Below are 25,875 nucleotides of genomic sequence, written 5' to 3' on the forward strand. Positions count from 1 at the left end.
ATCGTGCGCGAGCGGGGCCGAGGGGCCGGGGCGGCTCCGGGGCGGAGGCGGGGCCGCTCGCCCAGGGCGCCGGGCGGCTCGGAGACCACTCCGAGCAGGGCGGGAAGGCAGGCGGCTCGGTGCCCGGAGATGCGCCGGCACGGGGTACCGGAGAAGGGAGGCGAGGGAGCCGCTCTCCCGGCGCGGACACGCCTTCACCGGTCTCTCCGCGATGCCCGCCGAACCCCCGGCAAGTCGGCGGAACGACGGTCTGGACACTCGGTCTCCTGTCCGCGGGACGAGGGCAGGACAGCGAGAGTCTCTCCGCACCAGCGACCCCCACGAGGGGGACAGGATATCGCCCTGCCTGCCGTAGTTTTGGGGACACGGGACAGCCCTGCAGGGGGACGTCCCGCTCCCCTCTCCCCCGGTAGGGACCGCGATCGGTCGCCGATCTCCTCCCCTCCCCGCAGCGCCTCGAGCGCCGCGTCGTCCGCCTCGAAGGAGCCGACCATGAAGAGCTACACCCCCGCCCCTGTGGAACTCGGAGCCGGCTTCGGCACCGGTGCGATCGGCGACTACGAGCGCTGGCGCGTCGTCGGCGTCTACGCCCAGGTCGTCATCGCCGAGACCACCGGCGGCAAGCGCCGCAACTACAGCCGTTCCTTCGTCACGTACCGCCTGGCGCAGGAGGCGGAGCTGCTCCGCGCCTCCTAGGTCCTCCGCACTCCACGAGCGCGCGTCCTCCCTCGGGAGGGCGCGCGCTTCTGCGTTCCCGCTCGACGTCGTCGCTCCCGCCCGCGGTCCGGCAGGGCGCCCCTCGAGGCCGGGAGAGGCGCTCGGAGGCGTTCACAGGCCGTCCGAGCCGCTCCTCCTCCCGGGTGTCTCCTCGACGCGACGCCAGGCCCTGGACGCCGCGCAGCCGTCCGCCCGCACCCGACAGCGGACGCCCGCGCGGACGACCGCCGCGCCTCGCTGCGTCCGCGCGACCGGCGCGTCTCCGCCTCTGCCCTCCGGGAACGGCGAAGGGGCCCGGTCCGAAGACCGAGCCCCTCAGGGATGCGGCAGGAGCCGCGTCACCGCGTCGTCAGTTCAGCGAACCCTCGACGGTCTCCTCGAAGGAGGTGGTGTTGCCCGTGCCGTACTTGTAGATCGAGACCGAGGCCTCGCTGGTGTCGCCGTTCTCGTCGAACGAGATCGGGCCGGAGAGGCCGTCGTAGTCGACGTCCTCGCCGTCGGCGATGAGCTTCGCGCAGTCGGCGAAGGTCGTGCACTTGGTGCCGCCCTCCGAGACCGACATGAGGTTGTCGCGGATGGTCGCACCGTCCGTCGCCTTGCCCTGGAGCGCGGCGAGAGCGGTCAGGACCGTGGCGTCGTACGACTCCGGCGCATAGCTGAACACGGTCAGCGCGTCGTTGCCCTGCGACTCGACGAGCGACTGCAGCTTGCCCTGGAAGTCCTCGGACGCCTGGACGCCCGGGTTGGTGAACTGCGCGCCGGCGATGTCGACGTTGGTGTCGGACTCGCCGATGACGCCGTAGTTGCCGTCCGTGCCGTAGAGCTTCGAGAAGTCGAAGCCCTTGGCCGAGAGCTGCTCCGCGATGGTCTTGATCTCGTCGAACGAGATGACGACCAGCGCGTCGGGGTTCGGGGCGAGGACCGAGGTCAGCGCCGAGTTGAAGTCGGTCGAGGCCGGCTCGAAGATCTCCTCGGCCGCGACGGATGCTCCGCCCGCCTCGAGGGTCTCCTTGATGTTCTTCTCGAGGCCGGTGCCGTACGCGTCGTTCATGTACAGGATCGAGACGTTGGTCTTGCCGTCGCCGAGGATCTTGTTGCCGAGGATGCGGCCCTGGAGCACGTCCGAGGGAGCGGTGCGCCAGTAGTAGCCGTCGTCGTCGTAGGTCGTGAAGTCCGGCGAGGTGTTGGCCGGCGAGATCTGGACGACGCCCGCCTGGGTCACCTGGTCGATGAAGGTCTTCGAGACGCCCGAGGACGCCGCGCCGATGATGGCGGAGACGTTGTCGGCGATGAGGGACGTGGCCGACTGCGTCGCGATGTCGGTCGTGGTGTCGCCCGAGTCCTTCTGCTCCACGTCGATCGTGATGCCGGCCTTGGCGTCGTTGATGTCGACGACCGCCTGGTCGACGCCCGCGATCTCGGGCGGGCCGAGGACGGCGAGGGTGCCGGTCTGCGGGAGGATCGTGCCGATCTTGAGGGACAGGTCGCCCGAGCCGCTGTCGCCGCTCGATCCGCTGTCGCCGCCGCCGGCGCAGCCGGCGAGGACGAGAGCGCTGGCGCCCAGAATGGCGACGCCGCCGAGGGTTGCCCGGAGGGACCGCGCGCGGGCCGAGCCGGCCTTCGCGTAAACGCCCATGTTGCTCCTTGAGAGGTGTGTGTCAGTGGGAGCGGCGCCGGTGGCAACCGCTCGGCCAACCTAACCTCCGAAGCAGCCGTGAACAATACAGGGGTGTTACCAATACGTTTCGCGACCGGATCGTTACCATTCCGCTGTCGCGCCGCGCCAGGACGACGCGTTCCGCAGATCAGACGGAGGATCGGCGCCGTCTGCGCTCCGCGGCGACGAGGTCGCCTGAGAAGATCGCCAGGGCGGCCCACACCAGCGCGAAGCCGATCCAGCGCTCGAGCGGCATCTCCTCGTGCAGGACGAAGGCCCCGACGAGGAACTGCAGGAACGGCGTCAGGTACTGCACGAAGCCGACGATCGACAGCGGGAGCCGGCGCGCGGCGCCCGCGAACAGGAGCAGCGGGACGGCCGTGACGATGCCGGCCGAGGCGAGGATGAGGGCGTGCCCCGTCCCCTCCGTCGTCAGGGTCAGCCCCACCGTGGAGCCGACGACCGCCAGCTGCACGACGGCGAGCGGCGTCAGCCAGAGCGTCTCGAGCGTCAGTCCGCCGACCGCGTCCACCGTGCCGCCGACGCGGCTCTTCACCAGGCCGTAGAGGCCGAACGAGAAGGCGAGGGCGAGCGAGATCCACGGGAAGGATCCGTAGCCCACCGCGATGACCAGCACCGCGACCGCGCTGACGCCCATCGCGGCCCACTGCAGTGGCCGGAGGCGCTCGCGCAGCACCAGGACGCCCAGCAGCACCGTGACCAGCGGGTTCATGAAGTAGCCCAGGGCCGCCTCGATGACGTGGCCCGTGGTCGTGGCGATCACGTAGACCTGCCAGTTGACGTAGATGAGCACGCCCGCGATCGCCATCATGCCGAGCAGGCGGGGGCGGCGCAGCAGCGCGCCGAAGGAGCGCCAGCCGCGGAGGACCGTGAGCAGGATCACGCAGAAGACGAGCGAGAAGAGCACTCGGAACGCGACGATCTCGAACGGCGAGGCCGGCGCCATCGCGATGAAGTAGAGGGGCATCGCACCCCAGAGCAGGTAGGCCGAGAACGCGAACAGCAGCCCCGTGCCGGACATCCCGCCCGGGCGTCCCGCCGCTCCGAGCGCCTCCACTCCTTCGCCGACGGGCACGTCCGAAGGGGACGGCGAGACGGACTCGGCAGGGGTGCGGGAGCTGGTCACTCCCCCGATGCTACGCAGCCGCGGGGTGGGGAGACGGCCCCGTAGCGGGCGGATCAGGCCACTGGCCGCGAGGAGGACCGGGAACGACGGAAGGGCCCGCCGACCGAGGTCGACGGGCCCTTCCGAGGGATGCTGCCTAGCGGACGACGACCGCGAGGACGTCGCGAGCGGAGAGGACCAGCAGGTCCTCGCCACCGAACTTGACCTCGGTTCCGCCGTACTTGGAGTAGATCACCTTGTCGCCGACGGCGACGTCGAGCGGCACGCGGTTGCCGTTGTCGTCGATGCGACCGGGTCCGACGGCGACGACCTCGCCCTCCTGCGGCTTCTCCTTGGCGGTATCGGGGATGACGAGACCGGAAGCGGTCACCTGCTCCGCCTCGACCTGCTTGATGACGATGCGATCTTCGAGCGGCTTGATGGACACCGACACGGTTGACCTCTTTCTTGACGACGATGTGGGCGGAACGCGGTTCTGGCACACACGCTCCGAGAGTGCTAGATCCATCGTAGGGGCTCCGCTGGCACTCGTGCAATCAGAGTGCCAAGCGGGGCGGCGGACCCGCCGGGAGGCCGTGGCCTACCATGGCCGGATGCGACGCGACGAGCTGGTCGAGCTCCTCTCCCCCGAGGGCCTCCGGCTCCTCGACTCCCTCGACGGCTACCGGTCCGACGACCTGGTGCGGGCTGTGGCAAGCCTCCGGGCCGCCGGCCACTCCCCCGTCCTCGTCGCCGCGGTGCTCACCCAGGCGAGGCTCCGGCAGAAGGCGGAGGCGAAGTTCGGCGAGTTCGCCCGCTCGATGCTCTTCACGGACGCGGGACTCGAGCAGGCGACGCGGCTGCGCGTCGCCGCCCTGCACGCCGGCCGGTTCGCCGCGGCGGGAGCGGCGCGCGTCGCCGACCTCGGCAGCGGGATCGGCGGCGACGCCCTCGCGATGGCCGCGATCGACCTGGCGGTCACCGCCGTCGAGGCCGACGAGGTCACCGCGACCCTGGCCAGCTTCAACCTCGCCCCGTTCCCCGCGGCGAGCGCCGTGCACTCGACGGCCGAGGGCTTCGACCTCGACGGCTTCGACGCCGTCTACCTGGACCCGGCACGCCGCACGGCCGGCCACCGCGAGACCCGCCGGCTCGACGATCCGGACGACTACTCCCCCTCCCTCGACTTCGCGTTCGGCCTGGCCGAGCACCGTCCCGTGGGCGTGAAGGTGGGTCCCGGCTTCGACCGCGAGCGCCTGCCGCGGGACGCCGAGGCGCAGTGGGTCTCGGTCGACGGGGAGCTGGTCGAGACCGGGCTCTGGTTCGGTTCTCTGGCGCGCCCGGGCGTGCGCCGCTCCGCTCTGCTGCTCGGCGCGGCCGGCTCCTCCGAGCTCACCGCGGCGGGCGACAGCGAGGACGAGGAGGTCGGCCCCCTCGGCGCGTTCGTGCACGAGCCGGACGGCTCCGCGATCCGCGCGCGCCTCCTGGGCGAGCTCGCGCGCTCCAGCGACTCGCGGATGCTCTCGCCCGGCATCGCCTACCTGACCGGCGACCATGCGGCCGCCTCGCCCTTCCTCCGCAGCTTCCGGGTCCTCGCCGAGCTGCCGCTGGACGAGCGCACGCTGGCGAAGGAGCTGCGCACCCGCGGCATCGGCGTGCTCGAGATCAAGAAGCGCGGGGTGGACGTCGATCCCGCCCGCTTCCGCAAGCGGCTGAGCCTCTCCGGCACCGGCAGCGCGGTGCTGATCCTGACGCGGATCGCCGGGCGCCACCGCGCGCTGCTCGCGGAGCGCGTCGAGCGGCCCGCGCCGGCTCAGTAGCCGGAGGTGCCGGCGGCGAGGGCGACCACGACGAAGACGAGGAAGACCGCCAGGTAGATCAGCGAGACGGCGATGCCGGCGAACCCGGTGATGATCGCGGTCAGCGCGAAGCCGCGCGCGGCCGGCTCGCGCCGGCGTCCGAGGAAGCCGAGCACGACGGCCGGAGCCGACAGCACCCGGGCGGCGGCGGAGGGGTTCCGTCCGCTCACGCGGGCAGGTACCCGCCGTCGCGCAGGTCGCCCACGAAGGCCGTCCAGGCGAGGTAGGCGATCACAGCGAGGACGATCGCGAGGTAGCCCAGCACGAAGCCGGCGACCGCGAGACCGCGGCCGCGCTGTCCGGAGCGTCGGGCCTGGGCGAAGCCGATGTGGCCGAGGACGATGGCGGCGGGCGCCAGCCCCAGCAGTCCGCACACCAGAGCCGCGACCGCGAGCGGGTTCATCGGCGGGCGGCGGGGCGGGAGACCGGGGTAGGGATCGGCGGCGGCCGTCGGCGGCGGGTAGGCCGCCGACGGCTCGCCGAGCGGAGGGGCGAACGGCGCGGGCGCCGGTCCGGTCTGCGGTCCGGGCGCGGTGTCGTCGGTCACGGTGTCCTCCTGGTGGTGCGGGCGCCCCCGAGCCTCGGAGGCGTGTCGATCAGTACCCGGTCGTGGGCATGGTCGCCGCGATCGAGAAGAGCGCGACGAACGAGATGATGGTGATGATGATCGCGACGAAGCCGATGATGACGGCGGCGAGGGCGAGGCCGCGGCCCTTCTCCCCCGTGCGCTTGATCTGCGACAGGGCGATGAAGCCCAGCACGATGCCCACGATGGAGACGAAGAACGAGGCGATGAAGCCGATGATCGCCAGGATGTTGTAGCGGTCGGACGCGGGCGTGTACGGAGTGGTCATGGAATCCCCCAGGGTCAGGAACGAGCGGATGCGGCCAAGAGTGGCAGTGGCACGATCCGCCTGTCAAAAAGCTGGACGGCGCTTGCGCGCCCCGGCTGCCGCCCGGTAGAGGCCTCAGCGGACCTGGATCTCGGTGACCGGGAGGGTCGAGTCGGCCCCGAATCCGAGCCCCGACGGCGGATGCCCCGCCTCGATCAGCTGCGCCGCCAGTGCGGCGATCATCGCGCCGTTGTCGGTGCAGAGCGAGAGCGCCGGGATCCGCAGGGTCACTCCCGCGGCCGCGCACCGCTCCTCCGCCAGCGCGCGCACCCGGGCGTTGGCGACCACGCCGCCGCCGAGCAGGAGGCGCGGCACGCCCCGGTCGCGGCAGGCGGCGAGCGCCTTCGTGAGCAGGACGTCGGCGACCGCCTCGCGGAAGCTCGCCGCGACGTCGGCCACGGGCACCTCCTCCCCCGCGTCCTGGCGCTTCTCGACCCAGCGGGCGACCGCGGTCTTCAGCCCCGAGAACGAGAAGTCGTAGCGGTGGCGCTCGAGGTCCTTCGGCAGGCTGAGCCCGCGGGGGAAGCGGATCGCCTTCGGGTCCCCGTCCGCCGCCACCCGGTCGATCTGCGGTCCGCCCGGATAGGGCAGGCCCAGGACTCGCGCCACCTTGTCGAAGGCCTCGCCGGCGGCGTCGTCGATGGTCTCGCCGAGCAGCTCGACGTCCGACACCAGATCGCGCACGTGCAGGAGCGAAGTGTGCCCGCCCGAGACCAGCAGCGCGATCGTCGGCACCTCGACGGGGCTGCCCTCGCTGCCGTCTGAACGGAGGACGTCGGCTCCCACATGTCCGACGAGGTGGTTCACGGCGTAGAGCGGCAGGCCGAGCGAGACGGCGAGCGCCTTCGCCGCTCCGACGCCGACCATGAGGGCGCCCGAGAGCCCCGGTCCGCTGGTGACCGCGATCGCGTCCAGGTCGCCGAGCGCGACACCGGCCTCGGAGAGCGCCGCGTGCAGGGCGGGCTCGAGCGCCTCCAGGTGCGCCCGGGCGGCCACCTCGGGCACGACGCCGCCGTAGCGGGCGTGCTCCTCCATCGAGGAGGCTATGGTGTTCGAGAGCAGCGTCGTGCCGCGGACGATGCCGATCCCCGTCTCGTCGCAGCTGGTCTCGATGCCGAGGACGAGGGGTCCGGTGCTCACGGGGTCTCCTGGGTCGGGGTCGGCGGCAGGCGCATCACGATCGCGTCCACTCCGTCGGGCTGGTAGTAGGCGGGGCGGACGCCGATCTCCTCGAAGCCCTCCGAGCGGTAGAGGGTCTGCGCGGCGGGGTTGTCGGCGCGGACCTCGAGGAAGACCTCGCGGGCACCTCGCTCGCGGGCCGCCTCGAGGAGCGCGCGCAGCAGTCGGCGGCCGAGGCCGGTGCGGCGGACCCGGGCGACGACCGCGATCGTCTGCACGTCGCCCTCGTGAGCGCCGACGGGGCAGAGGAGCCCGGCGTAGCCGACCACCTCGCCGTCCTGCTCGGCGACCAGGTACCGGGTGTGACGGCTCCGGATCTCCTCCGCCATCATCCCCCGCGACCAGGCGTCGCCGGCGAACTCGGACTCCTCGATCGCCATGACGGCGTCGAGGTCGTCCGCCTGCGCGTCGCGGAGCACGGCCTCGCTCATGCGGTCACCCGCTTGGGGCCGGCCGACAGCGTGACGTCGGGCGAGCGGAGGTAGAGGGGCTCGTCCGCGGCACCGGGCCGGCCGGCCGCGCGCAGGCGGGCGGCCACGACTCCGAGCTCGCCGGCGGAGACCGACTCGGCCTCCAGGCGCGGGAGCTCCGGATGCGGGAGGGCCGGCGGCTTGTCCAGGCCCGGGCCGGCGAGGCGGACGGGGAGTCCCTGGTCGTCGAGCCCGTCGTAGGCGCTCCAGTACAGCTCGCGGCGGCGGGCGTCGGTGACGACGAGGAAGCCGGCGGCGCGCCCGTGCCGCAGCGCGGCGAGCGCGATCGCGTCGTGCGAGACCACGGGGAGGGTGGGGACGCCGCGGCCGAGCGCGAAGGCCCGGGCGGCGGCGATCCCGACCCGGAGGCCGGTGAAGGGGCCGGGGCCCATGCCCACGGCGACCGCCTCGATGCCCCCGGGAGCCACGTCGGCCGCCTCGAGCGCCTCCTGGATCAGCCGGCCGACCACCTCCGCGTGGCGCATGGTGTCGGTCTCGGTGCGCTCCGAGCGCACGGCGCCCGCGGAGTCGACGACGGCGACGGAGGTTCCGGAGGAGGTGTCGATCGCGAGGAGCACGCGTCCAGGGTACCCGCGGGCTCAGCTCCAGCCGGTGCCGCGGAAGCGGACGGTGCGCGGCTCGATCGGCTCCTCGCCCTCCTCGGCGTCGGAGTCGGCGGTCGGCCGCTCGATGACCACGTCGAGCCAGGACTCCGCGACGCCGTCCAGCATCCCGGCCCCCCACTCCACGACGACCACCGAGCGCGCCGGATCGAGGTCGAGGTCGTCGAGCTCGACCGGCGAGCCCACGCGGTAGGCGTCGACGTGCACGAGCGGCGGCCCGTCGTGCAGCGGCGGGTGCGTCCGCGCGATCACGAAGGTGGGGCTCGTCACGGGACCCCGCACGTCGAGGCCCTCGCCGAGCCCGCGCGTGAAGGTCGTCTTGCCCGCGCCGAGCGGCCCCGTCAGCACCAGCAGATCGCCGGCGCGCAGCACTCGGCCGAGCTCGCGGCCGAGCTCCGCCATGGCCTCCGGATCGGCGACCTCGACGACGCGGTCCGCGAACCAGGAGCGCTCAGGCACGGCCGTCCGCCGCGCTCAGCAGCCGCCGCTGGACGCGCGGCCCGAGCCGGGTGACCAGCTCGTAGTTGATGGTGCCGCACCACCGCGCCCACTCGTCGACCGAGGGGACGCCGGTCGTCGGGTCGCCCCAGAGGGTCACCGGGTCGCCCGTCGCGACGCTCGCGTCCCCCACGTCGACGACGAACTGGTCCATCGCGACCCGCCCGGCGATCCGATGGCGGCGGCCGCCGATCGAGACCTCCGCGACGCCGGAGGCGCTCCGCGGGATGCCGTCCGCGTAGCCGAACGGCACGAGTGCGAGGGTCGTCCCGCCCTCGGCCCGCCAGGTGTAGTCGTAGCTCACGCCGGTCCCGTGGGGCACCCGGCGGACGCCGGCGACGCGGCCCTGGAGCGTCATCGCCGGGACGAGCCCGAGCTGGAGCGAGGTCTCGTCCTCGAACGGCGAGAGTCCGTAGAGGGCGATGCCGCTGCGCACCATGTCGAGGCGTGCTTCCGGGAGGCGCAGCGCCGCCGCCGTCGCCGCGAGGTGCAGGACCGGCGCCTGCACCCCGTGCGCGGCCAGCACGGCCTCGGCGCGGCGGAGGAGCGCGAGCTGGGCGAGGTCGTCCTCGCGCGAGGTGTTGGACAGGTGCGAGAAGAGCCCGGTGAGGTGGACGGTGCCGCGAGCGCTGTGACGGGCGAGCGCCTCCGCCAGGTGCGGCCACTCCTCCTCCGCGGCGCCGTTGCGGCTGAGGCCGGTGTCGACCTTGAGCTGCACGGCCGCGCGCACGCCGCGGTCCTCCGCCGACTGCGCGAGCGTGTCGAGCTGGTCGACGGAGGAGACGGCGACGTCGATCGAGTGCTCGAGCGCCGCGTCGAAGTCCTCGCCGGGGTCGTGCAGCCAGCAGAGGATCGGAGCGACGACGCCTGCCTCGCGCAGGGCCACGGCCTCCCGCAGCTCCGCGGTGCCGAGGGCGTCCGCGCCGCCGTCGAGCGCCGCCTGCGCCGCGGCCAGGGCGCCGTGCCCGTAGCCGTTGGCCTTGACGACGGCCATGAGCCGTCGGGCACCGGTGAGCTCGCGCAGACGCGCGGCGTTCGCCGCCATCGCGTCGACGTCGATCACCGCCTCGCGGTACGACGCGGGGACGCTCACGACTCGGCCACCACGAACGCGCAGGCCACGCCCGCGTCGTGCGTCATCGAGAGGTGCACGCGCGTGATCCCCCGCGCCTCCGCGGCCGCCCGGGCCGGGCCGTGCAGCGCGAAGGACGGATTCCCGTGCTTGTCCCGCTCGACGACCATGTCGAGCCAGCGGGCGCCCACGGAGTCGCCGAGCGCCTTGATCAGCGCCTCCTTGGCGGCGAAGCGGCCCGCCAGCGAGGCGACCGGGAGCGAGCGTTCGCTCTCGGCGAACAGGCGGTCGCGGAGCCGGGGCGTGCGCGACAGCGAGCGCTCGAAGCGCGCGAGGTCCACGACGTCCACCCCGATCCCCACGATCACGGCTCGATCACTCGACCGTGACCGACTTGGCGAGATTGCGCGGCTGGTCGACGTCGAGGCCCTTGGCGGCGGCGAGCTCCATCGCGAACATCTGCAGCGGGGTGACGGCGAGCAGCGGCTCGAACAGCGGGTCGGCGAGCGGGATCGGCACGACCTCGTCGGCGATCTGGATCGCGGCCGTATCGCCCTGCTCCGCGATCGCGATGACGCGGGCGCCGCGGGCCTTGATCTCCTGGATGTTCGAGATCACCTTGCGCTGCAGCTCGTACGACTCGCTCGGGCTCGGCACGATCACGAAGACGACCTGGCCAGGCTCGATCAGTGCGATCGGGCCGTGCTTGAGCTCGCCCGCCGCGAAGCCCTCGGCATGGATGTAGGCGAGCTCCTTGAGCTTCAGCGCGCCCTCGAGCGCCACCGGGTAGCCGACGTGGCGGCCGAGGAACAGCACCGCACGGGTGTCGGCCATCCAGCCGGCCAGCTGGGCGATGTCGTCGGAGGCGTCGAGCACGCGGGAGAGCTTCTCCGGGATCGCGGCGAGCTGAGCCGCCTGCGAGGCGACGAGCTCGGTGGAGGCGGCACCGCGCACCGCGGCCAGGTGCAGCCCGAAGAGGTAGAGCGCCGCGATCTGGGCGACGAAGGCCTTGGTCGAGGCGACCGCCACCTCCGGTCCCGCGTGCGTGTAGAGCACGGCGTCCGACTCGCGCGGGATCGTCGCGCCCTGGGTGTTGCAGACCGAGAGCGTCTTGGCGCCGTGCTCGCGGGCGTACTTGACCGCCATCAGCGTGTCCATCGTCTCGCCGGACTGGCTGATCGAGACGACGAGGGTGCGCGGGGTGAGCACCGGGTCGCGGTAGCGGAACTCGTGGCTGAGCTCGACCTCGACGGGGACGCGCGCCCACTTCTCGATCGCGTACTTGGCGACCATGCCCGAGTAGGCGGCCGTGCCGCAGGCGATGATCGTGATGCGGTCGATCTCCGTCAGCACCGGACCGAGCGCGTCGAGCTCGGGCAGCGTGATCGCGCCCTCGTGGATGCGGCCGCGGAGCGTGTTGGCGACGGCCTCGGGGCCCTCGGTGATCTCCTTGGCCATGAAGCTCGACCAGCCGCCCTTCTCGGACGCCGACGCGTCCCAGGCGATCTCGAACGGCTCGGTCTCGACGAGGTTGCCGAAGAAGTCGGTCACCGTGACGAGCTCCGGGGTGATCGTGACGATCTGGTCCTGGCCGATGGCGACCGCGCGGCGGGTGAACTCGACGAACGCCGCGACGTCGGAGCCGAGGAAGTTCTCCCCGTCGCCCAGGCCGATCACGAGCGGCGAGTTGCGGCGCGCGCCGACGACCACGCCGGGCTGGTCCTGGTGCAGGGCGAGCAAAGTGAACGCGCCCTCGAGGTGCGCGACGACGGCCTGGAAGGCGAGCACGAGGTCGCCGGTGCGGCGGTACTCGCGGGCGATCAGGTGCGCGGCGACCTCGGTGTCGGTCTCGCTCTCGAAGACGGCGCCCTCGGCGAGCAGCTGCTCCTTGAGCGGCTGGAAGTTCTCGATGATGCCGTTGTGGATGACGGCGAGCCTGCCCTCGTCCGCGAGGTGGGGGTGGGCGTTGCGGTCGGTCGGGCCGCCGTGCGTCGCCCAGCGGGTGTGGCCGATGCCCGTGGTGCCCTCGGCCAGCGGGTGCGCCTCGAGGTCGTCGACCAGGACGCTGAGCTTGCCCGAGCGCTTGCGGCTGTCGAGCTGCCCGTCGGCGTCGATCACGGCCACGCCGGCCGAGTCGTAGCCGCGGTACTCCAGACGCTTCAGGCCCCCGAGCAGCACGGCCAGGCTGTCGCGCTCACCGACGTATCCAACGATTCCACACATGCGCTCGATTCTAAGCGGCGCGGAGGCGCCTCCCGCGGCGTCGGGCACCCGGCGGGGCGGACGCTAGGATCGGTCCCCATGCCGTCGTCTCCTCGCGATCCCGCGCGCGACGCGCACCCCTCCCCCTTCGTCGAGATCGTCCGCTCCGACTGGGCCGAGCTCGCCCGCACCACGGAGCTGCCGCTGTCGGAGACCGAGGTCGTGCAGCTGCGGGGGCTGGGCGACCGGCTGAGCCTCACCGAGGTCGCGGAGGTCTACCTGCCGCTCTCGCGCCTGCTGAGCCTGTACGCCGGTGGCGCGCGGCACCTGCACCGCGCGACGAGCACGTTCCTCGGGGAGCGCGCGCAGCCGACTCCGTTCGTGATCGGCGTCGCGGGGTCGGTCGCGGTGGGCAAGTCGACGATCGCGCGCCTGCTTCGGGAGCTGCTCGCCCGCTGGGAGGACACGCCCCGCGTCGAGCTGGTGACCACCGACGGCTTCCTGCTGCCCAACCGCGAGCTGGAGCGCCGCGGTCTGATGAGCCGCAAGGGCTTCCCCGAGTCGTACGACCGGCGGGCGCTGCTGCGCTTCGTCTCGGAGGTGAAGGGCGGGGCCGCGGAGGTGCGCGCGCCGTTCTACTCGCACCTCTCCTACGACATCGTCCCCGACGCCGAGATCGTCGTGCGGCGGCCGGACGTGCTGATCGTCGAGGGCCTGAACGTGCTGCAGCCGCCGGTGCCCGGTCACGGCCTGGCGGTGAGCGACCTGTTCGACTTCACCGTCTACGTCGACGCCCGGACCAGCGACATCGCGCGCTGGTACGAGGAGCGCTTCCTCACCCTGCAGCAGGGCGCGTTCGCGAATCCGAACTCCTACTTCCACCGCTACGCGGCGCTCAGTCCGGACGAGGCCCGTGAGCGCGCGCGGAGCATCTGGGCCGCGATCAACGAGCCGAACCTGCTGCAGAACGTGCGCCCCACCCGCTCCCGCGCGAGCCTGGTCCTCCGCAAGCAGGCCGACCACACCGTCTCCTCGGTCCTCCTCCGCAAGATCTGACCGCGCCCCCGGTCGCTGTTCGCCGCCGCGCGCACCGCGCAGCCACCGACCTCGAACCCCTTCACCGCACGATCGGCGCAGGCTCGCCACCACCCACGAGCCGTCAGCGTGAATCGCGTGCCAAGCGATTCACGCGCGGCGAACGCGACCCGCTCCACCCAGCGCGACCACCTCCACAAGCCGACCGCGAGGGGCCGCGCAGGGAGCGGCCCCGCAACCAACACCGCCGTCGGCGGGAATCGCGTGCCAAGCGATTCACGCGCGGCGATCGCGACCCGCTCCACCCGCGCAACCACCTCGACAAGCCGACCGCGAGGGGCCGCGCAGGGAGCGGCCCCTCAACGAACACAGCCGTCGTGGGAATCGCGTGCCAAGCGATTCACCCGCGGCGAACGCGCCCCGCTCCACCCATCGCAACCACCTCGCGAAGCCGACCGCGAGGAGCCGCGCAGGGAGCGGCCCCTCAACGAACACAGCCGCGTGCCAAGCGATTCACCCGCGGCGAACGCACCCCGCTCCACCCATCGCGACCACCTCCCCAAGCCGACCGCGAGGAGCCGCGCAGGGAGCGGCCCAACCCACGAGCCGTCGTGGGAATCGCGTGCCAAGCGATTCACCCGCGGCGAACGCACCCCGCTCCACCCATCGCGACCACCTCCCCAAGCCGACCGCGAGGAGCCGCGCAGGGAGCGGCTCCTTAAGAACGCAGCCGCTCGAGCACGACCGCGGCGAGCGATTCGGCGAGGCGGTCGGCCGTCTCCTGCGTCTTCGCCTCGACCATGACGCGCACCATCGGCTCGGTGCCGGAGGGGCGCAGGAGCACGCGGCCGTCGCTGCCGAGCTCGGCGGTGGCGTCGGCGACGGCGGAGGCGATGACCTCGTCGTCGCGGACGCCCTCGCGATCGACGCCGCGCACGTTGAGGAGGGTCTGCGGGAAGACGGACATGACGGCGGCCAGGTCGGCGATCGTGCGTCCGGTCCGGGCCATCTCGGCCGCGAGCTGGAGGCCGGTGAGCACGCCGTCGCCGGTGGTGGCGTAGCGGCTCATGATGACGTGGCCGGACTGCTCCCCGCCGAGCGAGTAGCCGCCGTCGTTCATCGCCTCGAGGACGTAGCGGTCGCCGACCGCGGTCTCGATGACGCGGATGCCGGCGTCGCGCATGGCGAGCTTGAGGCCGAGGTTGCTCATGACGGTGGCCACGAGGACGTCGTCGCGGAGGGCGCCGCGGCGGGCCATGGCGGTCGCGAGGATCGCCATGATCTGGTCGCCGTCGACGATGCGGCCCTGGGCGTCCACCGCGAGGCAGCGGTCGGCGTCGCCGTCGTGGGCGATGCCGATGTCGGCGCCGGCCGCGCGGACGGCGTCGGCGACGTTGTCGAGGTGGGTGGAGCCCACTCCGTCGTTGATGTTGAGGCCGTCGGGGTCGTTGCCGATGACGGTGACGGTCGCTCCGGCGTCGGTGAACACCTGGGGCGAGATGCCGGCGGCGGCGCCGTGCGCGCAGTCGATGACCACGTGCAGGCCGTCGAGACGGGTGCCCTCGAGGGATCCGAGCAGGTGGAGGACGTAGCGGTCCTCCGCGTCGGAGAAGCGGGTGATGCGGCCGACGTCGGCTCCGGTCGGCGTGAGCGGGGGGACTCCGAGGGCCGCTTCGATGCGGTTCTCGAGCTCGTCCGGGAGTTTGCGTCCGCCTGCGGCGAAGAACTTGATGCCGTTGTCGGCTGCGGGGTTGTGCGAGGCCGAGATCATCACGCCGAAGTCGGCGTTCTCGTCGGCGATGAGGTAGGCGGTGGCGGGCGTCGGGATGACGCCGGCGTCGAGTACGTCGACTCCAGCGCTCGCGAGACCCGCCGCGACCGCGGCTCCGATGAACTGACCGGAGATGCGGGGGTCGCGGGCGAGCACGGCGACGGGCCGACGGCCCTCGGCCCGGGCGGCCGCTCCGAGTACACGGGCGGCCGCCTGGGCAAGGCCGAGAGCCAGGTCGGCCGTGACCTCGCGATTAGCGAGGCCACGGACGCCGTCTGTTCCGAACAGGCGCGGCATGGTGCGCAGTCCCTTCTCGAGCTGCTGGTCGTGCGGCCGTCAGGCCGCGTCGACTAGCGCTTCGAGAACTGGGACGCCTTGCGGGCCTTCTTGAGACCGGCCTTCTTGCGCTCGATGACGCGGGCGTCGCGGGTCAGGAAGCCCGCCTTCTTCAGGATCGCGCGGTTGTTCTCGCGGTCGATCTCGTTGAGCGCACGGGCGATGGCGAGGCGCAGCGCGCCGGCCTGGCCGGAGGGGCCGCCGCCGGTGATCTTGGCGACCACGTCGTAGGAGCCGATCAGGTCGAGCACCTTGAAGGGGTCGGTGATCAGCTGCTGGTGCAGCTTGTTGGGGAAGTACTCCGCGAACTCGCGGGCGTTGACGGTCATGCCGCCGTTGCCGGGGACGAGGCGCACGCGGGCGATGGCCTGCTTGCGTCGGCCCACGGCTGCGCCGGAGACGTTGAGGACGGCGCGGGGCGTCGTGGACGCCTCGGTGGCCGGGCTTTCGGTGGAGTAGCTCTCGGGAGCCACGTCGATCTGGTCTGCGATCTTCGCCACGGTGTAGGTGATCCTTTGTCTTCGAAGTCTGGGGTGTCGGGGAGGGCCGGAGCCTACTGGGCGACCTGGGTGAAGGCGTACGCCTGCGGCTGCTGGGCCGCGTGGGGGTGCTCGGATCCCGTGTAGACCTTCAGCTTGCGCAGCTGGGCGCGGCCGAGGGAGTTCTTGGGGAGCATGCCGCGGATGGCCTTCTCGACGGCGCGGACCGGGTTCTTCTCGAGGAGCTCGGCGTACGTGGTGGCCGAGAGGCCGCCCGGGTAGCCGGAGTGGCGGTAGGCCTTCTTCTGGAGGAGCTTCTGGCCGGTGAGGGCGACCTTCTCCGCGTTGACGATGATGACGAAGTCGCCCATGTCCATGTGCGGCGCGAAGGTGGCCTTGTGCTTGCCGCGCAGGAGCGCCGCGGCGTGGGTGGCGAGACGGCCGAGCACGACGTCGGACGCGTCGATGACGATCCAGTCGTGCTGGACGTCAGCCGGCTTCGGAGAAAAAGTGCGAGTCACGTGAGTGCTGCTTTCTGGTCGGAGTGAGGTGTTCGTGGATCCCGCTCCGTGGCCGTTCGACCCGCGAGGGGGCCGAACCGATCCGGTGGAGGGCTCAACTTCGGGCGCTCGGCACACGGCCGAAAACACCAAGGGTCGACATTACAGCAAAGCCCCCGTGCGGCCAAGCACGGATCGTGGCGGCAGGGGCTCCGGCGGCGGGAGGTGCGACCCGAGCCGCCACGGGTCGCGGGGCGCGGTCGCGCGCCCTCGCCTCACTCCGAGTCCTCCGGGTCCGGCTCCTCGGTCCGCACGGTGCGCTTCGCCCGGGTGAGCAGGGCCCGCTCGGCGAGTGCGTCGTCCTCGGGGTAGTCGACCTCGCGGAGGATGAGGCCGCGGGCCGGCATCACCGCGAACGCGTTGGTCCGTCGGGCGGCGTCCCGGAGCAGCGGGACCGCCCCCGCCTCGAGCTTCCCGGCGCCGACCGCCACGCACGCCCCCACGAGGGCCCGCACCATGCTGTGGCAGAAGGCGTCCGCGCGCAGGTGGGCGTGCAGGACTCCGTCGGCGTCGCGCTCCCAGGTGAAGTCGAGCAGGCTCCGGATGGTGGTGGCCCCTGCGCGGGCACGGCAGAACGACGCGTAGTCGTGAAGGCCCAGGAGCGAGCGGGCCGCGGCCGTCATCGCGTCGAGGTCGAGGGAGTCGGTGATCCAGGTGGTGTACGTGCGGTCGAGCGGGTGGCGCATCGAGGAGGCGTCGGCCAGCCGGTACTCGTACCGCCGCCAGCGCGCCGAGAACCGCGCGTCGAACCCCTCCGGCGCCTCCGTCACCCGGTGCACCGAGACGTCGGTGTACTGCCCGAGGATCCCGCGGAGCCGCCGCTCCAGGATCGACGCGGGCGGGAACGGCTCCTCCCCCGGTCGGCGCCTGCCGCTGCTGATGCGGCCCCACTGCTCGGGGGTGAGGTCGACGTGGGCGACCTGGGCGCTGGCGTGCACGCCGACGTCGGTGCGCCCGGCGACCGTCACGGTCGGGTGCTGCTCGGAGCGCAGCACCAGGGCGAGCGACTCCTCGAGCACCCCCTGCACGGTGCGGAGGCCGGGCTGCTTGGCCCAGCCGGAGAAGTGCGAGCCGTCGTAGGCCAGGTCGAGGCGGACGCGGTGGAGCATCAGACGAGTCTAGAGCGCGCCGTGGTCGCGGCTCAGGCGACCGCGAGCGGGACGTCGACGGTTGCCAGGGCCGAGACCGCCCAGCCGACCAGCGTCGACTGCTCGCCGACCGAGGAGACGATCCGCGCCTCCCAGCCGCCTGCGAGCACGGCCAGCTCGGAGGGGGCGGAGGCGATGCCCTGCACCCAGTAGGCGGCCGTGCCCAGCGAGACCGGCACGGCGCCGAGCGCCTCGCCCGCACCGGTGAAGGTCTCGACGAGGGGCCCGCGGTGCAGCGTCAGCACGACGACCGGGTCGCCGCCGTCGACGGCGTAGGAGCACGTGTCTCCCGCGGCGGTGATCGACACGGTGCCCGCCGTCAGGCCGGCCTCCTGCTCGACGAGGGAGGCGGGGAGAGCGGTCGCGCAGTCCACACCCTCGCTCGACGGCACAGAGGGCACGGAGGGCACGGTCGGTGCGGCCGACGGCACGGGGGTCGTGCTCGCGAGACCCGCCGACTCCGGCACGTCGATCACCTCGCCGGAGGCGCAGCCGCTCACTCCGCCCGCGAGTGCCAGGGCGAGGAGCGCCGCAGCGGCCGAGGAGCGCAGTCGCACAGGAGTCCTCCGAGGATCGTCGGGACGGACCCCGGGCGCCGGTCGTGACGCGGCCGCACCCGACGAGCGCAGCCGTGCCATCGTAAGCGACGATTCGCGCCACTCGGCCCCGTGGAACGACGAGAGCCCCCCGCCCCGGAGGGGACGGAGGGCTCTCGGCAGAGGGGGCGTGACTACTTGGTCGCGCCGGTCTCCTCGACAGGAGCGTCCTGTGCGGCGTCCTCGACGGGAGCGTCCTGCACGGGCGCCTCCTCGACGGGGGTCTCCTCGGCAGTCGTCTCCTCGGCGGGGGCCTCGTCCACCGGAGCGGACACGGGCGCCGTGGCGGTGCGCGACTTCTTCGCCTTGGGCGTGACGGGCTCGAGGACGAGCTCGATCACGGCCATGGGCGCGTTGTCTCCCTTGCGGGGGCCGATCTTGGTGATGCGGGTGTAGCCGCCCTCGCGCTCGGCGACGAGCGGAGCGATCTCGGTGAAGAGCTCGTGGACGACCGACTTGTCGCCGATCGTCGCGAGGACGCGACGGCGGGCGTGCAGGTCGCCGCGCTTGGCGAAGGTCACCAGGCGCTCGGCGAGCGGACGAAGGCGCTTGGCCTTGGTCTCGGTCGTCTTGATGCTCTTGTGCGTGAACAGGGCCGCGGCCAGGTTCGCCAGCAGCAGGCGCTCGTGTGCGGGTCCGCCTCCGAGGCGGGGGCCCTTGGTGGGCTTGGGCATGGGTTTACTCCAGTACTAAAGGGGTGTCAGCAGGTCGGACGCGAGGAGCCGGGGCTCCGGAGCGGAGGACCTAGATGCTCTCGTCGTCGTAGCTGTAGAAGTGGGCGCCGTCGAACCCGGGGACCGAGTCCTTGAGCGACAGGCCGAGCTCCGTCAGCTTCTCCTTGACCTCATCCACCGACTTCTGACCGAAGTTGCGGATGTTCATGAGCTGCGTCTCCGAGAGGGCGACGAGCTCATTGACGTTGTTGATGCCCTCGCGCTTGAGGCAGTTGTAGCTGCGCACCGAGAGGTCGAGGTCCTCGATGGGCATGGACAGCTCGGTCGAGAGGACCGCGTCGACCGGCGCGGGGCCGATCTCGATGCCCTCGGCCGCGTTGTTCAGCTCGCGGGCGAGACCGAACAGCTCGGTCAGCGTGCGTCCGGCGGAGGCGATGGCGTCGCGCGGCGAGATCGCGGCCTTCGTCTCCACGTCCACGACCAGGCGGTCGAAGTCGGTGCGCTCGCCGGCACGGGTGGCCTCGACGCGGTAGGTGACCTTCAGCACGGGCGAGTAGATCGAGTCGACCGGGATCTGGCCGGCCTCGGAGAACTCGCTGCGGTTCTGAGTCGCCGAGACGTAGCCGCGGCCGCGCTCGATCGTGAGCTCGAGCTCGAACTTCGCCTTGTCGTTCAGCGTGGCGATGACGAGCTCCGGGTTGTGGATCTCGACACCGGCCGGAGCCGAGATGTCCGCGGCGGTGACCTGGCCGGCTCCCTGCTTGCGCAGGTAGGCGGTGATCGGCTCGTCGTGCTCGGAGGAGACGACGAGTCCCTTGATGTTCAGGATGATCTCGGTGACGTCCTCGCGGACGCCCGGGACGGTCGTGAACTCGTGCAGGACTCCGTCGATCCGGATGCTGGTGACAGCGGCGCCGGGGATGGAGGACAGCAGGGTGCGACGCAGCGAGTTGCCGAGCGTGTAGCCGAAGCCGGGCTCGAGGGGCTCGATGACGAAGCGGGAACGGAACTCCGAGATGTTCTCCTCGGTGAGCGTCGGACGCTGTGCGATAAGCACTGATGATTCCTTTCGATCACGTGTCCGCTATATGACACGTGCGTTTGCGAGGTGTGGAGTTGTGAAAGAAATGCGCGATCCGCCGGCCGGCCGCACTCCCCGCCCGGAGGCGGTTCGTGCGGCCGGCCGACGGCTGCGAGTGCTGCTTAGACGCGACGACGCTTGGGCGGGCGGCAGCCGTTGTGCGCCTGCGGGGTGACGTCGTTGATCGAGCCGACCTCGAGGCCTGCGGCCTGGAGCGAGCGGATCGCGGTCTCACGACCCGAGCCGGGGCCCTTCACGAAGACGTCCACCTTCTTCATGCCGTGCTCCTGAGCCTGGCGCGCGGCCGACTCGGCGGCGAGCTGGGCGGCGAACGGCGTCGACTTGCGCGAGCCCTTGAAGCCGACTCCACCGGACGAGGCCCAGCTGATGACGGCCCCGGAGGGGTCGGTGATCGAGACGATGGTGTTGTTGAACGTCGACTTGATGTGGGCCTGGCCCACAGCGATGTTCTTCTTCTCCTTGCGGCGCGGCTTGCGCGCGGCCGACTTGGGGGTAGCCAATTCTGTATCTCCTCTAGGTCCGTGTCGCCCGCGTTACTTGCGGCCGGCCTTCTTCTTGCCGGCGACGGTGCGCTTGGGTCCCTTGCGGGTGCGCGCGTTCGTCTTGGTGCGCTGTCCACGGACCGGGAGGCCGCGACGGTGGCGGAGGCCCTCGTACGAGCCGATCTCGACCTTGCGGCGGATGTCGGCGGCGACCTCGCGGCGGAGGTCGCCCTCCACCTTGTAGTTGCCCTCGATGTAGTCGCGGAGCGAGACGAGCTGGTCGTCGCTGAGGTCCTTGACGCGGATGTTGCCGTCGATCCCGGTGTCGCTCAGGGTCTTGAGCGCGCGAGTGCGGCCGACACCGTAGATGTAGGTCAGTGCGACCTCCACGCGCTTCTCGCGCGGGATGTCTACTCCTGCCAGACGTGCCATTGTGGCTTCTCCTGTGAGTGAGTGGAGGTGTGAAGCAGCACCGGTGCCTCGGCCTCCGACCGAAGGTGTCCTCGCCGTCCACCCCGGGGTCGCCGGGGTGCTGCGCGATTTCTGGTGCTGCGGGTGTGTTCAGTTGTGCAGTGGGGCGGCACGCCGCCCCTGCGCTCCCTCGCGGAAGCAGCGGGACTAGCCCTGGCGCTGCTTGTGGCGGGGGTTGCTGCTGCAGATGACCATCACGTTGCCGTGGCGGCGGATGATCTTGCAGTGGTCGCAGATGCGCTTGACGCTGGGGTTGACCTTCATTGTTCTTGTCCTTGTTTTCGCTGGCGTCGTGCTCCCGGCGGATGCCGGGGCCGTTCCTTACAGGACACGCACGTCGCGAACGTCAGCGGAGCGAACGTCTACTTGTAGCGGTAGACGATCCGGCCGCGGGTCAGGTCGTAGGGGCTCAGCTCCACGATCACCCGGTCCTCGGGGAGGATCCGGATGTAGTGCTGACGCATCTTGCCCGAGATATGGGCGAGAACTTTGTGTCCGTTGGTCAGCTCCACGCGGAACATCGCGTTGGGGAGCGCCTCGACAACCGCACCTTCGATTTCGATGACACCGTCTTTTTTGGCCATAGCCTCACTGTCGTTCGGAAGTAGTGTGTGTACTGGTCGTGCGAATGTTTCCGCGACGAGCCACCACCGGGCGAGAGCCCGGATCGGGGTTCGCGGGCATGCCGGAGCACGCGCAAAACACCAAGGGTCGATGCTACGCGAATCGCGGCCGCTCCGCCACCTCGGGCGTGTCGCCCCCTCCTCCGCCTCCGCGCCCGACGCGCGCCCCCTGCCCGGCCCTGCGTCCGCCGCCGCCTAGGCTGGCTCCGTCGAGCCGGAGGGAGAGCACATGGCGCGCACGACGAGGTCCGCGACCGCGAGGCGGAGCTGGTACTCGCACCCGGTGGTGACGATCCTGGCGGCGATCGCGGTCATCGCCCTGGTGCAGACCTTCTTCGTGAAGGTGTACACGGTGCCGACCGGCTCGATGGAGAACACCCTCCAGGGCGGAGGGTTCTTCGGCGACCGCATCCTGGTCGACCGCACCCTCGCCCTCCAGGGCGGGCCGGAGGAGGGGCAGATCGTCGTCTTCTCGCGCGACGCCGACTGGGGCGCGAGCGACGAGGCCGGCAGCCCCCTCTCCGAGATCGTGAAGACCTTCGGCGACGTCACCAGCATCGGCCCCTCCCACGAGGAGTTCCTCGTCAAGAGACTGATCGCCGAGGGGGGCCACACCGTCTCCTGCTGCGACGCCGAGGGGCACGTGCTGGTCGACGGGAAGCCGCTGGACGAGTCCTACGTGTTCGAGGACTTCCCCTTCACCCCCGGGACCCTCGACTGCACGACGAGCCCCGCGTCCCTCCGCTGCTTCGACGAGTACACCGTCCCCGAGGGCTCCCTCTTCGTCCTGGGCGACCACCGGTCGAACTCCAACGACTCGCTCGGCGAGTGCCGCGGCGCCGGCGGGCCGATCGACACATGCGTGAAGACCGTGCCGATCGACAGGGTCACCGGACGCGTCTTCGCCGTGGCCTGGCCGCTCACGCGCTGGCGGCTGTTCTAGCGCTCCGCCCGAGCCGCCGCAGACGACGACGAGGTCCCCCGCGGGAAGCAGGGGACCTCGTCGTCGTTCACCGTCGTGCGGCCACGGGACTAGCCGCGGACGACCGCCACGACCCGGTCGAAGAGCGGATGCTCGGCCGTGAGGCCGGTGACCTCCGCCACGAACTCCTCCGGGGTGAGCGCGGCCAGCTTCTCGTGGAGCTCCACGCTCTGGGGGTCCTCGGGCACGTCGAAGCGCAGCGCGGCGCCGATCGCGGCGAGCAGGCCCTCCGGCGTGCGCCCGCGCTCGGCGAGCTCGGCCGCCGGTCCGATGAAGCGCTCGTGCCGCGACAGCTTCCGCAGCGGCTGGCGTCCCACCCGGTCGACCGTGTCGGTCAGGTACGGGTTGGCGAAGCGCTTCAGCGTCTTCTCGAGGTAGGCCTGCTGCTCCTCGTCGCTGAAGCCGTGCTTGGCCACGATGAGCGCCTTGGTGTCCTCGAGCGCGGCCTTGACCGCGTCGTGCACCTCGGGCATCGCCAGCGCGTCGGAGAGCTTGTGCGCTCCGGCCGCGAAGCCGGTGTAGGCGGCCGTCGCGTGGCCGGTGTTCACCGTGAAGAGCTTCCGCTCGATGAAGGGCTCGAGGTCGTCGACCCAGGTCGCGCCCGGGATCTCCGGCTCGGTGCCCTCGAACGGAGTGCGGTCGACGACCCACTCGAAGAAGCTCTCCACTGTCACGTCCAGGCCCTGGCCCGGTTCCTGGTTCGGGACGATGCGGTCTACCGCGGTGTCGGCGAAGACGGCGCGGGTGCGCAGGCGCTCCCACTCGTCCGCGCCGAGGTTCGCGGCGACCTCGGTCTGCAGGAGGCGCGTGGCGTTGATCGCGTTCTCGCAGGCCATGACCGCCAGCCGCGGCGCCGACTCGTCGCGGGCGGCGAGGCCCTTCGCGATCACGGGGGCGACGAAGCGCAGGATGTTCGGGCCGACGGCCGTGGTGACGATGTCGGCGGCGGCGATCTCGCGGACGAGCGCCTCCTCGTCGGCGGCCGAGTCGATCGCGCGGAAGCGGTCGACGACGTGCGTGGCCGCCTCCTCCCCCACCTCGTGCACCTCGTAGCTGTCGGCGGCGGCGAGGCGGCCGATCAGCTCGGAGTTGACGTCGGCGAAGACGAGCTCGTAGCCGGCGCCGTGCAGGATCAGGCCGACGAAGCCGCGGCCGATGTTGCCGGCGCCGAAGTGGACGGCGGTGGGCATCAGGAGTTGACCTCGCCCAGCAGGCTGTAGAGCGACTGCGCGTCCGGGGCGTCGAGGAGCTTCTGCACCTCGTCCTCCTCCGAGAAGATGATCGCGATCTTGGAGAGGATCTCGAGGTGCTCGTTGTCGACGCCGGCGATGCCGACGACGAAGCGCACCTCGTTGCCGTCCCAGTCGATCGGCTGCGCGTAGCGCACGAACGAGAGGGCGGAGGAGCGGATCTCGTCCTTCGCGTCGTTGGTGCCGTGCGGGATGGCGAGCAGGTTGCCCATGTAGGTCGAGACGGTCGCCTCGCGGGCGAGCATGGCCTCGTAGTAGGCGGGGGTGACCGCGCCGACGCCGACCAGCATGTCGGCGGCCTCCTTGATGGCGGCCTCCTTCGTGGTGGCGGTGCCGGAGGCGTCGATCTGTCCGATGGTGAGCACGTCGCTCATGGGGTGCGTCCTTCCGTGGAGGTGCTGACAGCGAGGGAACCCGCAGGGGCGAGCGGAGCGTGTCCGCTCTGTCGCACCCTACGGGTTCCCTCCGAATGGTTGGCGTACTACTTGCCGTGCTGCTCCGCGACCAGCGAGACGACCTCGTCGTACTTCGGGCTGTTCATGAAGTTGTCCACGGAGACGTGGATGGCGCCCGGGGTGCGCTGGCGGGCGCGCTCCGTGAGCTCGGCCTGGGTGATGACCAGGTCCACGTCGTCCTCGAGAGCGGCGATCGCCTTGTTGGTGACCGTGACGTCCTCGAAGCCCGCCTTCTTCATCTTGTTCCGCAAAACAGAGGCGCCCATCGCGGACGAGCCCATGCCGGCGTCGCAGGCGAAGACGATGTTCCGGACCTGGGTCGCGGTGGCCGTGGCTCCCGCGGTCGAGGCGCCGGCCGAGTCCTGCGGAGCGTTGGCGCCGCGGGCGTTGATGAGCGAGCCGACGGCGCTCTCCTTGCCCTTGTTCGCCTCGTTGGCGGCGACGGCGGCGGCGAGCTTGTCGTCGCCCTCCTGCTCCGCGGCCAGGTCGCGCTTGCGGCCGGACCGGATGATGACCGAGGCCACCAGGAACGACACGGCGGTCGCGAGGATCACAGAGAGGATGACGCCGAGGAAGCTGTCGTTCGCGGTCTGCAGGAGCACCGCGATGATCGAGCCGGGCGAGGCGGGGGCGCGGAGGCCGGAGTTGAACGCGACGTTCGTCGCGACACCGGTCGCACCGCCGAGGATGACGGCTGCGAGCAGCGCCGGCTTCATCAGCACGTACGGGAAGTAGATCTCGTGGATGCCGCCGATGAAGTGGATGATCGCCGCGCCGGGAGCCGAGGCGCGGGCCGCGCCGACGCCGAAGAACGCGAACGCCAGGAGCACGCCCATGCCGGGGCCGGGGTTGGCCTCGAGGAGGAAGAGGTAGGACTTGCCCGCCTCCTCCGCCTGCTGCACGCCCAGCGGCGTGAGGATGCCGTGGTTGATGGCGTTGTTGAGGAAGAGGATCTTCGCCGGCTCGATGAAGAGCGAGGTCAGCGGGAGCAGACCCGCGTTGACCAGGAACTCCACGCCCGCGCCGAGGGCGGTCGAGAGGCCGACCACGAGCGGCGCGACGCCCGCGAAGGCGAGGAGCGCGAGGAGGAGGCCGAGGATTCCGGCGGAGAAGTTGTTGACCAGCATCTCGAAGCCGGGCTTGATCTTGCCGTCCCAGATCGAGTCGACCTTCTTCATGAGCCACGCCGACAGCGGGCCCATGATCATGGCGCCGATGAACATCGGGATGCCGGCGCCGACGATGACGCCCATGGTCGCGATGGTGCCGACCACGCCTCCGCGGGCGCCGTAGACCATGCGGCCGCCGGTGTTCGCGATGAGGAGCGGGAGGAGGTAGGTGATCATCGGGGCGACGAGGCCGGTGTTGACGACGTCGGGATCCGTGCTCCAGCCGCCGAACTGCTGGACCCAGGTGGCGTCAATGCCGAGGAGGGGGAGCCATCCGGTCTGGATGAAGAGGGCCGTGATGAAGCCCCAGGCGATGAAGGCCGCGATGTTCGGCATGACCATTCCCGAGAGGAAGGTGCCGAAGCGCTGGACGTGGACGCGCGCTCCACCGCGCGTCGACGTCGCTGACGTCGTTGTCATGTGGTGTGTTCTCCGATTTCTAGGGG

Annotated in this window: 31 protein-coding genes; 4 read left to right on the plus strand and 27 right to left on the minus strand. The window is 71.5% G+C overall.

Annotation, left to right across the window (positions count from 1 at the left end; genetic code table 11):
* Positions 1-492 precede the first annotated feature (492 nt).
* On the plus strand, positions 493-696 hold the full coding sequence (locus C5C69_RS15650; protein WP_104234164.1) for a hypothetical protein: 204 nt from the start codon (positions 493-495) through the stop codon (positions 694-696).
* A 370-nt stretch (positions 697-1,066) separates the two neighbouring features.
* Here the strand turns inward: C5C69_RS15650 and C5C69_RS15655 are convergent, their stop codons facing one another.
* From C5C69_RS15655 to groES, 3 genes are all read right to left on the minus strand, one after another.
* Positions 1,067-2,353, minus strand: coding sequence for an ABC transporter substrate-binding protein (locus C5C69_RS15655; protein ID WP_104234163.1), 1,287 nt, complete (start codon positions 2,351-2,353; stop codon positions 1,067-1,069).
* 169 nt (positions 2,354-2,522) lie between these two features.
* Entirely contained in the window at positions 2,523-3,416 is an 894-nt protein-coding gene (gene rarD, locus C5C69_RS15660) for an EamA family transporter RarD (RefSeq protein ID WP_104234162.1), read from the minus strand.
* A 241-nt stretch (positions 3,417-3,657) separates the two neighbouring features.
* Positions 3,658-3,954, minus strand: coding sequence for a co-chaperone GroES (gene groES, locus C5C69_RS15665; protein ID WP_097167691.1), 297 nt, complete (start codon positions 3,952-3,954; stop codon positions 3,658-3,660).
* A 160-nt stretch (positions 3,955-4,114) separates the two neighbouring features.
* On the opposite strand from groES, the gene C5C69_RS15670 reads away from it, so the two are divergent.
* Positions 4,115-5,320, plus strand: a complete 1,206-nt coding sequence (locus tag C5C69_RS15670; RefSeq protein WP_104234161.1) for an SAM-dependent methyltransferase — start codon at positions 4,115-4,117, stop codon at positions 5,318-5,320.
* Here the strand turns inward: C5C69_RS15670 and C5C69_RS15675 are convergent.
* From C5C69_RS15675 to glmS, 10 genes are all read right to left on the minus strand, one after another.
* A complete protein-coding gene (locus C5C69_RS15675; protein ID WP_104258273.1) occupies positions 5,314-5,529 on the minus strand; it encodes a hypothetical protein in 216 nt (71 codons plus the stop codon). The genes C5C69_RS15670 and C5C69_RS15675 overlap by 7 nt on opposite strands.
* Positions 5,526-5,906 (minus strand): DUF4190 domain-containing protein, encoded by a 381-nt coding sequence (locus tag C5C69_RS15680; protein WP_104234159.1) that lies wholly within the window; start codon positions 5,904-5,906, stop codon positions 5,526-5,528. Before C5C69_RS15680 ends, C5C69_RS15675 begins: the two co-directional genes overlap by 4 nt.
* Positions 5,907-5,955: 49 nt before the next feature.
* Positions 5,956-6,213 (minus strand): DUF4190 domain-containing protein, encoded by a 258-nt coding sequence (locus tag C5C69_RS15685; protein WP_104234158.1) that lies wholly within the window; start codon positions 6,211-6,213, stop codon positions 5,956-5,958.
* Between the two features lie 114 nt (positions 6,214-6,327).
* Positions 6,328-7,392, minus strand: a complete 1,065-nt coding sequence (tsaD, locus tag C5C69_RS15690; protein WP_104234157.1) for a tRNA (adenosine(37)-N6)-threonylcarbamoyltransferase complex transferase subunit TsaD — start codon at positions 7,390-7,392, stop codon at positions 6,328-6,330.
* Entirely contained in the window at positions 7,389-7,862 is a 474-nt protein-coding gene (rimI, locus tag C5C69_RS15695; protein WP_104234156.1) for a ribosomal protein S18-alanine N-acetyltransferase, read from the minus strand. Before rimI ends, tsaD begins: the two co-directional genes overlap by 4 nt.
* Positions 7,859-8,479: a tRNA (adenosine(37)-N6)-threonylcarbamoyltransferase complex dimerization subunit type 1 TsaB gene (tsaB, locus tag C5C69_RS15700; RefSeq protein WP_104225011.1), complete on the minus strand. Its 621-nt coding sequence runs from the start codon at positions 8,477-8,479 to the stop codon at positions 7,859-7,861. The genes rimI and tsaB overlap by 4 nt, the downstream gene beginning before the upstream one ends.
* A 21-nt stretch (positions 8,480-8,500) precedes the next feature.
* Positions 8,501-8,926, minus strand: coding sequence for a tRNA (adenosine(37)-N6)-threonylcarbamoyltransferase complex ATPase subunit type 1 TsaE (gene tsaE, locus C5C69_RS15705; protein ID WP_104234182.1), 426 nt, complete (start codon positions 8,924-8,926; stop codon positions 8,501-8,503).
* Between the two features lie 49 nt (positions 8,927-8,975).
* The gene (alr, locus tag C5C69_RS15710) at positions 8,976-10,115 is read right to left on the minus strand and encodes an alanine racemase (protein ID WP_104225010.1); all 1,140 of its coding nucleotides are present in this window, start codon (positions 10,113-10,115) and stop codon (positions 8,976-8,978) included.
* Positions 10,112-10,462: a holo-ACP synthase gene (locus tag C5C69_RS15715; protein ID WP_104234155.1), complete on the minus strand. Its 351-nt coding sequence runs from the start codon at positions 10,460-10,462 to the stop codon at positions 10,112-10,114. The genes alr and C5C69_RS15715 overlap by 4 nt, the downstream gene beginning before the upstream one ends.
* 7 nt (positions 10,463-10,469) lie before the next feature.
* Positions 10,470-12,317, minus strand: a complete 1,848-nt coding sequence (gene glmS / locus C5C69_RS15720) for a glutamine--fructose-6-phosphate transaminase (isomerizing) (RefSeq protein ID WP_104234154.1) — start codon at positions 12,315-12,317, stop codon at positions 10,470-10,472.
* A 78-nt stretch (positions 12,318-12,395) separates the two neighbouring features.
* Between glmS and coaA the strand changes: the two genes are divergently transcribed.
* Positions 12,396-13,352 carry a type I pantothenate kinase gene (gene coaA / locus C5C69_RS15725; protein ID WP_104234153.1) on the plus strand — a complete coding sequence of 319 codons (957 nt, stop codon included), beginning with the start codon at positions 12,396-12,398 and terminating at the stop codon, positions 13,350-13,352.
* 697 nt (positions 13,353-14,049) lie between these two features.
* Here coaA and glmM read toward each other — a convergent pair.
* The 11 genes from glmM to infA form a co-directional block, all read right to left on the minus strand.
* Positions 14,050-15,399 (minus strand): phosphoglucosamine mutase, encoded by a 1,350-nt coding sequence (glmM, locus tag C5C69_RS15730; protein WP_104227412.1) that lies wholly within the window; start codon positions 15,397-15,399, stop codon positions 14,050-14,052.
* Positions 15,400-15,452: 53 nt separating this feature from the next.
* The gene (gene rpsI, locus C5C69_RS15735; protein WP_104225004.1) at positions 15,453-15,938 is read right to left on the minus strand and encodes a 30S ribosomal protein S9; all 486 of its coding nucleotides are present in this window, start codon (positions 15,936-15,938) and stop codon (positions 15,453-15,455) included.
* Between the two features lie 53 nt (positions 15,939-15,991).
* Complete coding sequence (rplM, locus tag C5C69_RS15740; RefSeq protein WP_104225003.1) at positions 15,992-16,438, minus strand: 50S ribosomal protein L13; 447 nt, start codon at positions 16,436-16,438, stop codon at positions 15,992-15,994.
* A 254-nt stretch (positions 16,439-16,692) separates the two neighbouring features.
* Positions 16,693-17,586, minus strand: a complete 894-nt coding sequence (locus tag C5C69_RS15745) for a tRNA pseudouridine(38-40) synthase TruA (RefSeq protein WP_104234152.1) — start codon at positions 17,584-17,586, stop codon at positions 16,693-16,695.
* A gap of 32 nt (positions 17,587-17,618) precedes the next feature.
* On the minus strand, positions 17,619-18,182 hold the full coding sequence (locus C5C69_RS15750) for a hypothetical protein (RefSeq protein ID WP_104234151.1): 564 nt from the start codon (positions 18,180-18,182) through the stop codon (positions 17,619-17,621).
* Positions 18,183-18,355: 173 nt separating this feature from the next.
* Complete coding sequence (gene rplQ, locus C5C69_RS15755; protein WP_104225000.1) at positions 18,356-18,895, minus strand: 50S ribosomal protein L17; 540 nt, start codon at positions 18,893-18,895, stop codon at positions 18,356-18,358.
* 70 nt (positions 18,896-18,965) lie between these two features.
* Positions 18,966-19,952, minus strand: coding sequence for a DNA-directed RNA polymerase subunit alpha (locus C5C69_RS15760; protein WP_104224999.1), 987 nt, complete (start codon positions 19,950-19,952; stop codon positions 18,966-18,968).
* Between the two features lie 146 nt (positions 19,953-20,098).
* On the minus strand, positions 20,099-20,497 hold the full coding sequence (rpsK, locus tag C5C69_RS15765) for a 30S ribosomal protein S11 (protein ID WP_055787170.1): 399 nt from the start codon (positions 20,495-20,497) through the stop codon (positions 20,099-20,101).
* Between the two features lie 33 nt (positions 20,498-20,530).
* Positions 20,531-20,911: a 30S ribosomal protein S13 gene (gene rpsM / locus C5C69_RS15770; protein WP_068251511.1), complete on the minus strand. Its 381-nt coding sequence runs from the start codon at positions 20,909-20,911 to the stop codon at positions 20,531-20,533.
* Positions 20,912-21,097: 186 nt separating this feature from the next.
* Positions 21,098-21,214, minus strand: a complete 117-nt coding sequence (gene rpmJ / locus C5C69_RS15775) for a 50S ribosomal protein L36 (protein WP_055787164.1) — start codon at positions 21,212-21,214, stop codon at positions 21,098-21,100.
* A gap of 98 nt (positions 21,215-21,312) precedes the next feature.
* Positions 21,313-21,534: a translation initiation factor IF-1 gene (infA, locus tag C5C69_RS15780; protein ID WP_022883252.1), complete on the minus strand. Its 222-nt coding sequence runs from the start codon at positions 21,532-21,534 to the stop codon at positions 21,313-21,315.
* A gap of 268 nt (positions 21,535-21,802) precedes the next feature.
* On the opposite strand from infA, the gene lepB reads away from it, so the two are divergent.
* The gene (gene lepB, locus C5C69_RS15785) at positions 21,803-22,516 is read left to right on the plus strand and encodes a signal peptidase I (RefSeq protein WP_104224998.1); all 714 of its coding nucleotides are present in this window, start codon (positions 21,803-21,805) and stop codon (positions 22,514-22,516) included.
* An 89-nt stretch (positions 22,517-22,605) separates the two neighbouring features.
* Here the strand turns inward: lepB and C5C69_RS15790 are convergent, their stop codons facing one another.
* The 3 genes from C5C69_RS15790 to C5C69_RS15800 all read right to left on the minus strand — a co-directional run bounded on the left by C5C69_RS15790 (position 22,606) and on the right by C5C69_RS15800 (position 25,849).
* Entirely contained in the window at positions 22,606-23,745 is a 1,140-nt protein-coding gene (locus C5C69_RS15790; protein WP_104234150.1) for a mannitol-1-phosphate 5-dehydrogenase, read from the minus strand.
* Complete coding sequence (locus C5C69_RS15795; RefSeq protein ID WP_104224996.1) at positions 23,745-24,179, minus strand: PTS sugar transporter subunit IIA; 435 nt, start codon at positions 24,177-24,179, stop codon at positions 23,745-23,747. Before C5C69_RS15795 ends, C5C69_RS15790 begins: the two co-directional genes overlap by 1 nt.
* A gap of 107 nt (positions 24,180-24,286) precedes the next feature.
* Positions 24,287-25,849: a PTS mannitol transporter subunit IICB gene (locus C5C69_RS15800; RefSeq protein ID WP_104224995.1), complete on the minus strand. Its 1,563-nt coding sequence runs from the start codon at positions 25,847-25,849 to the stop codon at positions 24,287-24,289.
* Between the last annotated feature and the right edge of the window lie 26 nt (positions 25,850-25,875).

Source organism: Rathayibacter sp. AY1C7, from assembly GCF_002931865.1.
Classification (GTDB): Bacteria; Actinomycetota; Actinomycetes; order Actinomycetales; family Microbacteriaceae; genus Rathayibacter.

What these genes read in the sequence shown, in the direction of transcription:
- C5C69_RS15650 (WP_104234164.1), top strand. Translation starts at nt 493, where the DNA reads ATGAAGAGCTACACCCCCGCCCCTGTGGAACTCGGAGCCGGCTTCGGC.
- C5C69_RS15655 (WP_104234163.1), bottom strand. Translation starts at nt 2,353, where the DNA reads ATGGGCGTTTACGCGAAGGCCGGCTCGGCCCGCGCGCGGTCCCTCCGG.
- rarD (WP_104234162.1), bottom strand. Translation starts at nt 3,416, where the DNA reads ATGTCCGGCACGGGGCTGCTGTTCGCGTTCTCGGCCTACCTGCTCTGG.
- C5C69_RS15670 (WP_104234161.1), top strand. Translation starts at nt 4,115, where the DNA reads ATGCGACGCGACGAGCTGGTCGAGCTCCTCTCCCCCGAGGGCCTCCGG.
- C5C69_RS15685 (WP_104234158.1), bottom strand. Translation starts at nt 6,213, where the DNA reads ATGACCACTCCGTACACGCCCGCGTCCGACCGCTACAACATCCTGGCG.
- rimI (WP_104234156.1), bottom strand. Translation starts at nt 7,862, where the DNA reads ATGAGCGAGGCCGTGCTCCGCGACGCGCAGGCGGACGACCTCGACGCC.
- tsaE (WP_104234182.1), bottom strand. Translation starts at nt 8,926, where the DNA reads ATGGCGGAGCTCGGCCGCGAGCTCGGCCGAGTGCTGCGCGCCGGCGAT.
- glmS (WP_104234154.1), bottom strand. Translation starts at nt 12,317, where the DNA reads ATGTGTGGAATCGTTGGATACGTCGGTGAGCGCGACAGCCTGGCCGTG.
- coaA (WP_104234153.1), top strand. Translation starts at nt 12,396, where the DNA reads ATGCCGTCGTCTCCTCGCGATCCCGCGCGCGACGCGCACCCCTCCCCC.
- glmM (WP_104227412.1), bottom strand. Translation starts at nt 15,399, where the DNA reads ATGCCGCGCCTGTTCGGAACAGACGGCGTCCGTGGCCTCGCTAATCGC.
- C5C69_RS15745 (WP_104234152.1), bottom strand. Translation starts at nt 17,586, where the DNA reads ATGCTCCACCGCGTCCGCCTCGACCTGGCCTACGACGGCTCGCACTTC.
- rplQ (WP_104225000.1), bottom strand. Translation starts at nt 18,895, where the DNA reads ATGCCCAAGCCCACCAAGGGCCCCCGCCTCGGAGGCGGACCCGCACAC.
- rpsM (WP_068251511.1), bottom strand. Translation starts at nt 20,911, where the DNA reads ATGGCACGTCTGGCAGGAGTAGACATCCCGCGCGAGAAGCGCGTGGAG.
- rpmJ (WP_055787164.1), bottom strand. Translation starts at nt 21,214, where the DNA reads ATGAAGGTCAACCCCAGCGTCAAGCGCATCTGCGACCACTGCAAGATC.
- infA (WP_022883252.1), bottom strand. Translation starts at nt 21,534, where the DNA reads ATGGCCAAAAAAGACGGTGTCATCGAAATCGAAGGTGCGGTTGTCGAG.
- lepB (WP_104224998.1), top strand. Translation starts at nt 21,803, where the DNA reads ATGGCGCGCACGACGAGGTCCGCGACCGCGAGGCGGAGCTGGTACTCG.
- C5C69_RS15790 (WP_104234150.1), bottom strand. Translation starts at nt 23,745, where the DNA reads ATGCCCACCGCCGTCCACTTCGGCGCCGGCAACATCGGCCGCGGCTTC.
- C5C69_RS15795 (WP_104224996.1), bottom strand. Translation starts at nt 24,179, where the DNA reads ATGAGCGACGTGCTCACCATCGGACAGATCGACGCCTCCGGCACCGCC.
- C5C69_RS15800 (WP_104224995.1), bottom strand. Translation starts at nt 25,849, where the DNA reads ATGACAACGACGTCAGCGACGTCGACGCGCGGTGGAGCGCGCGTCCAC.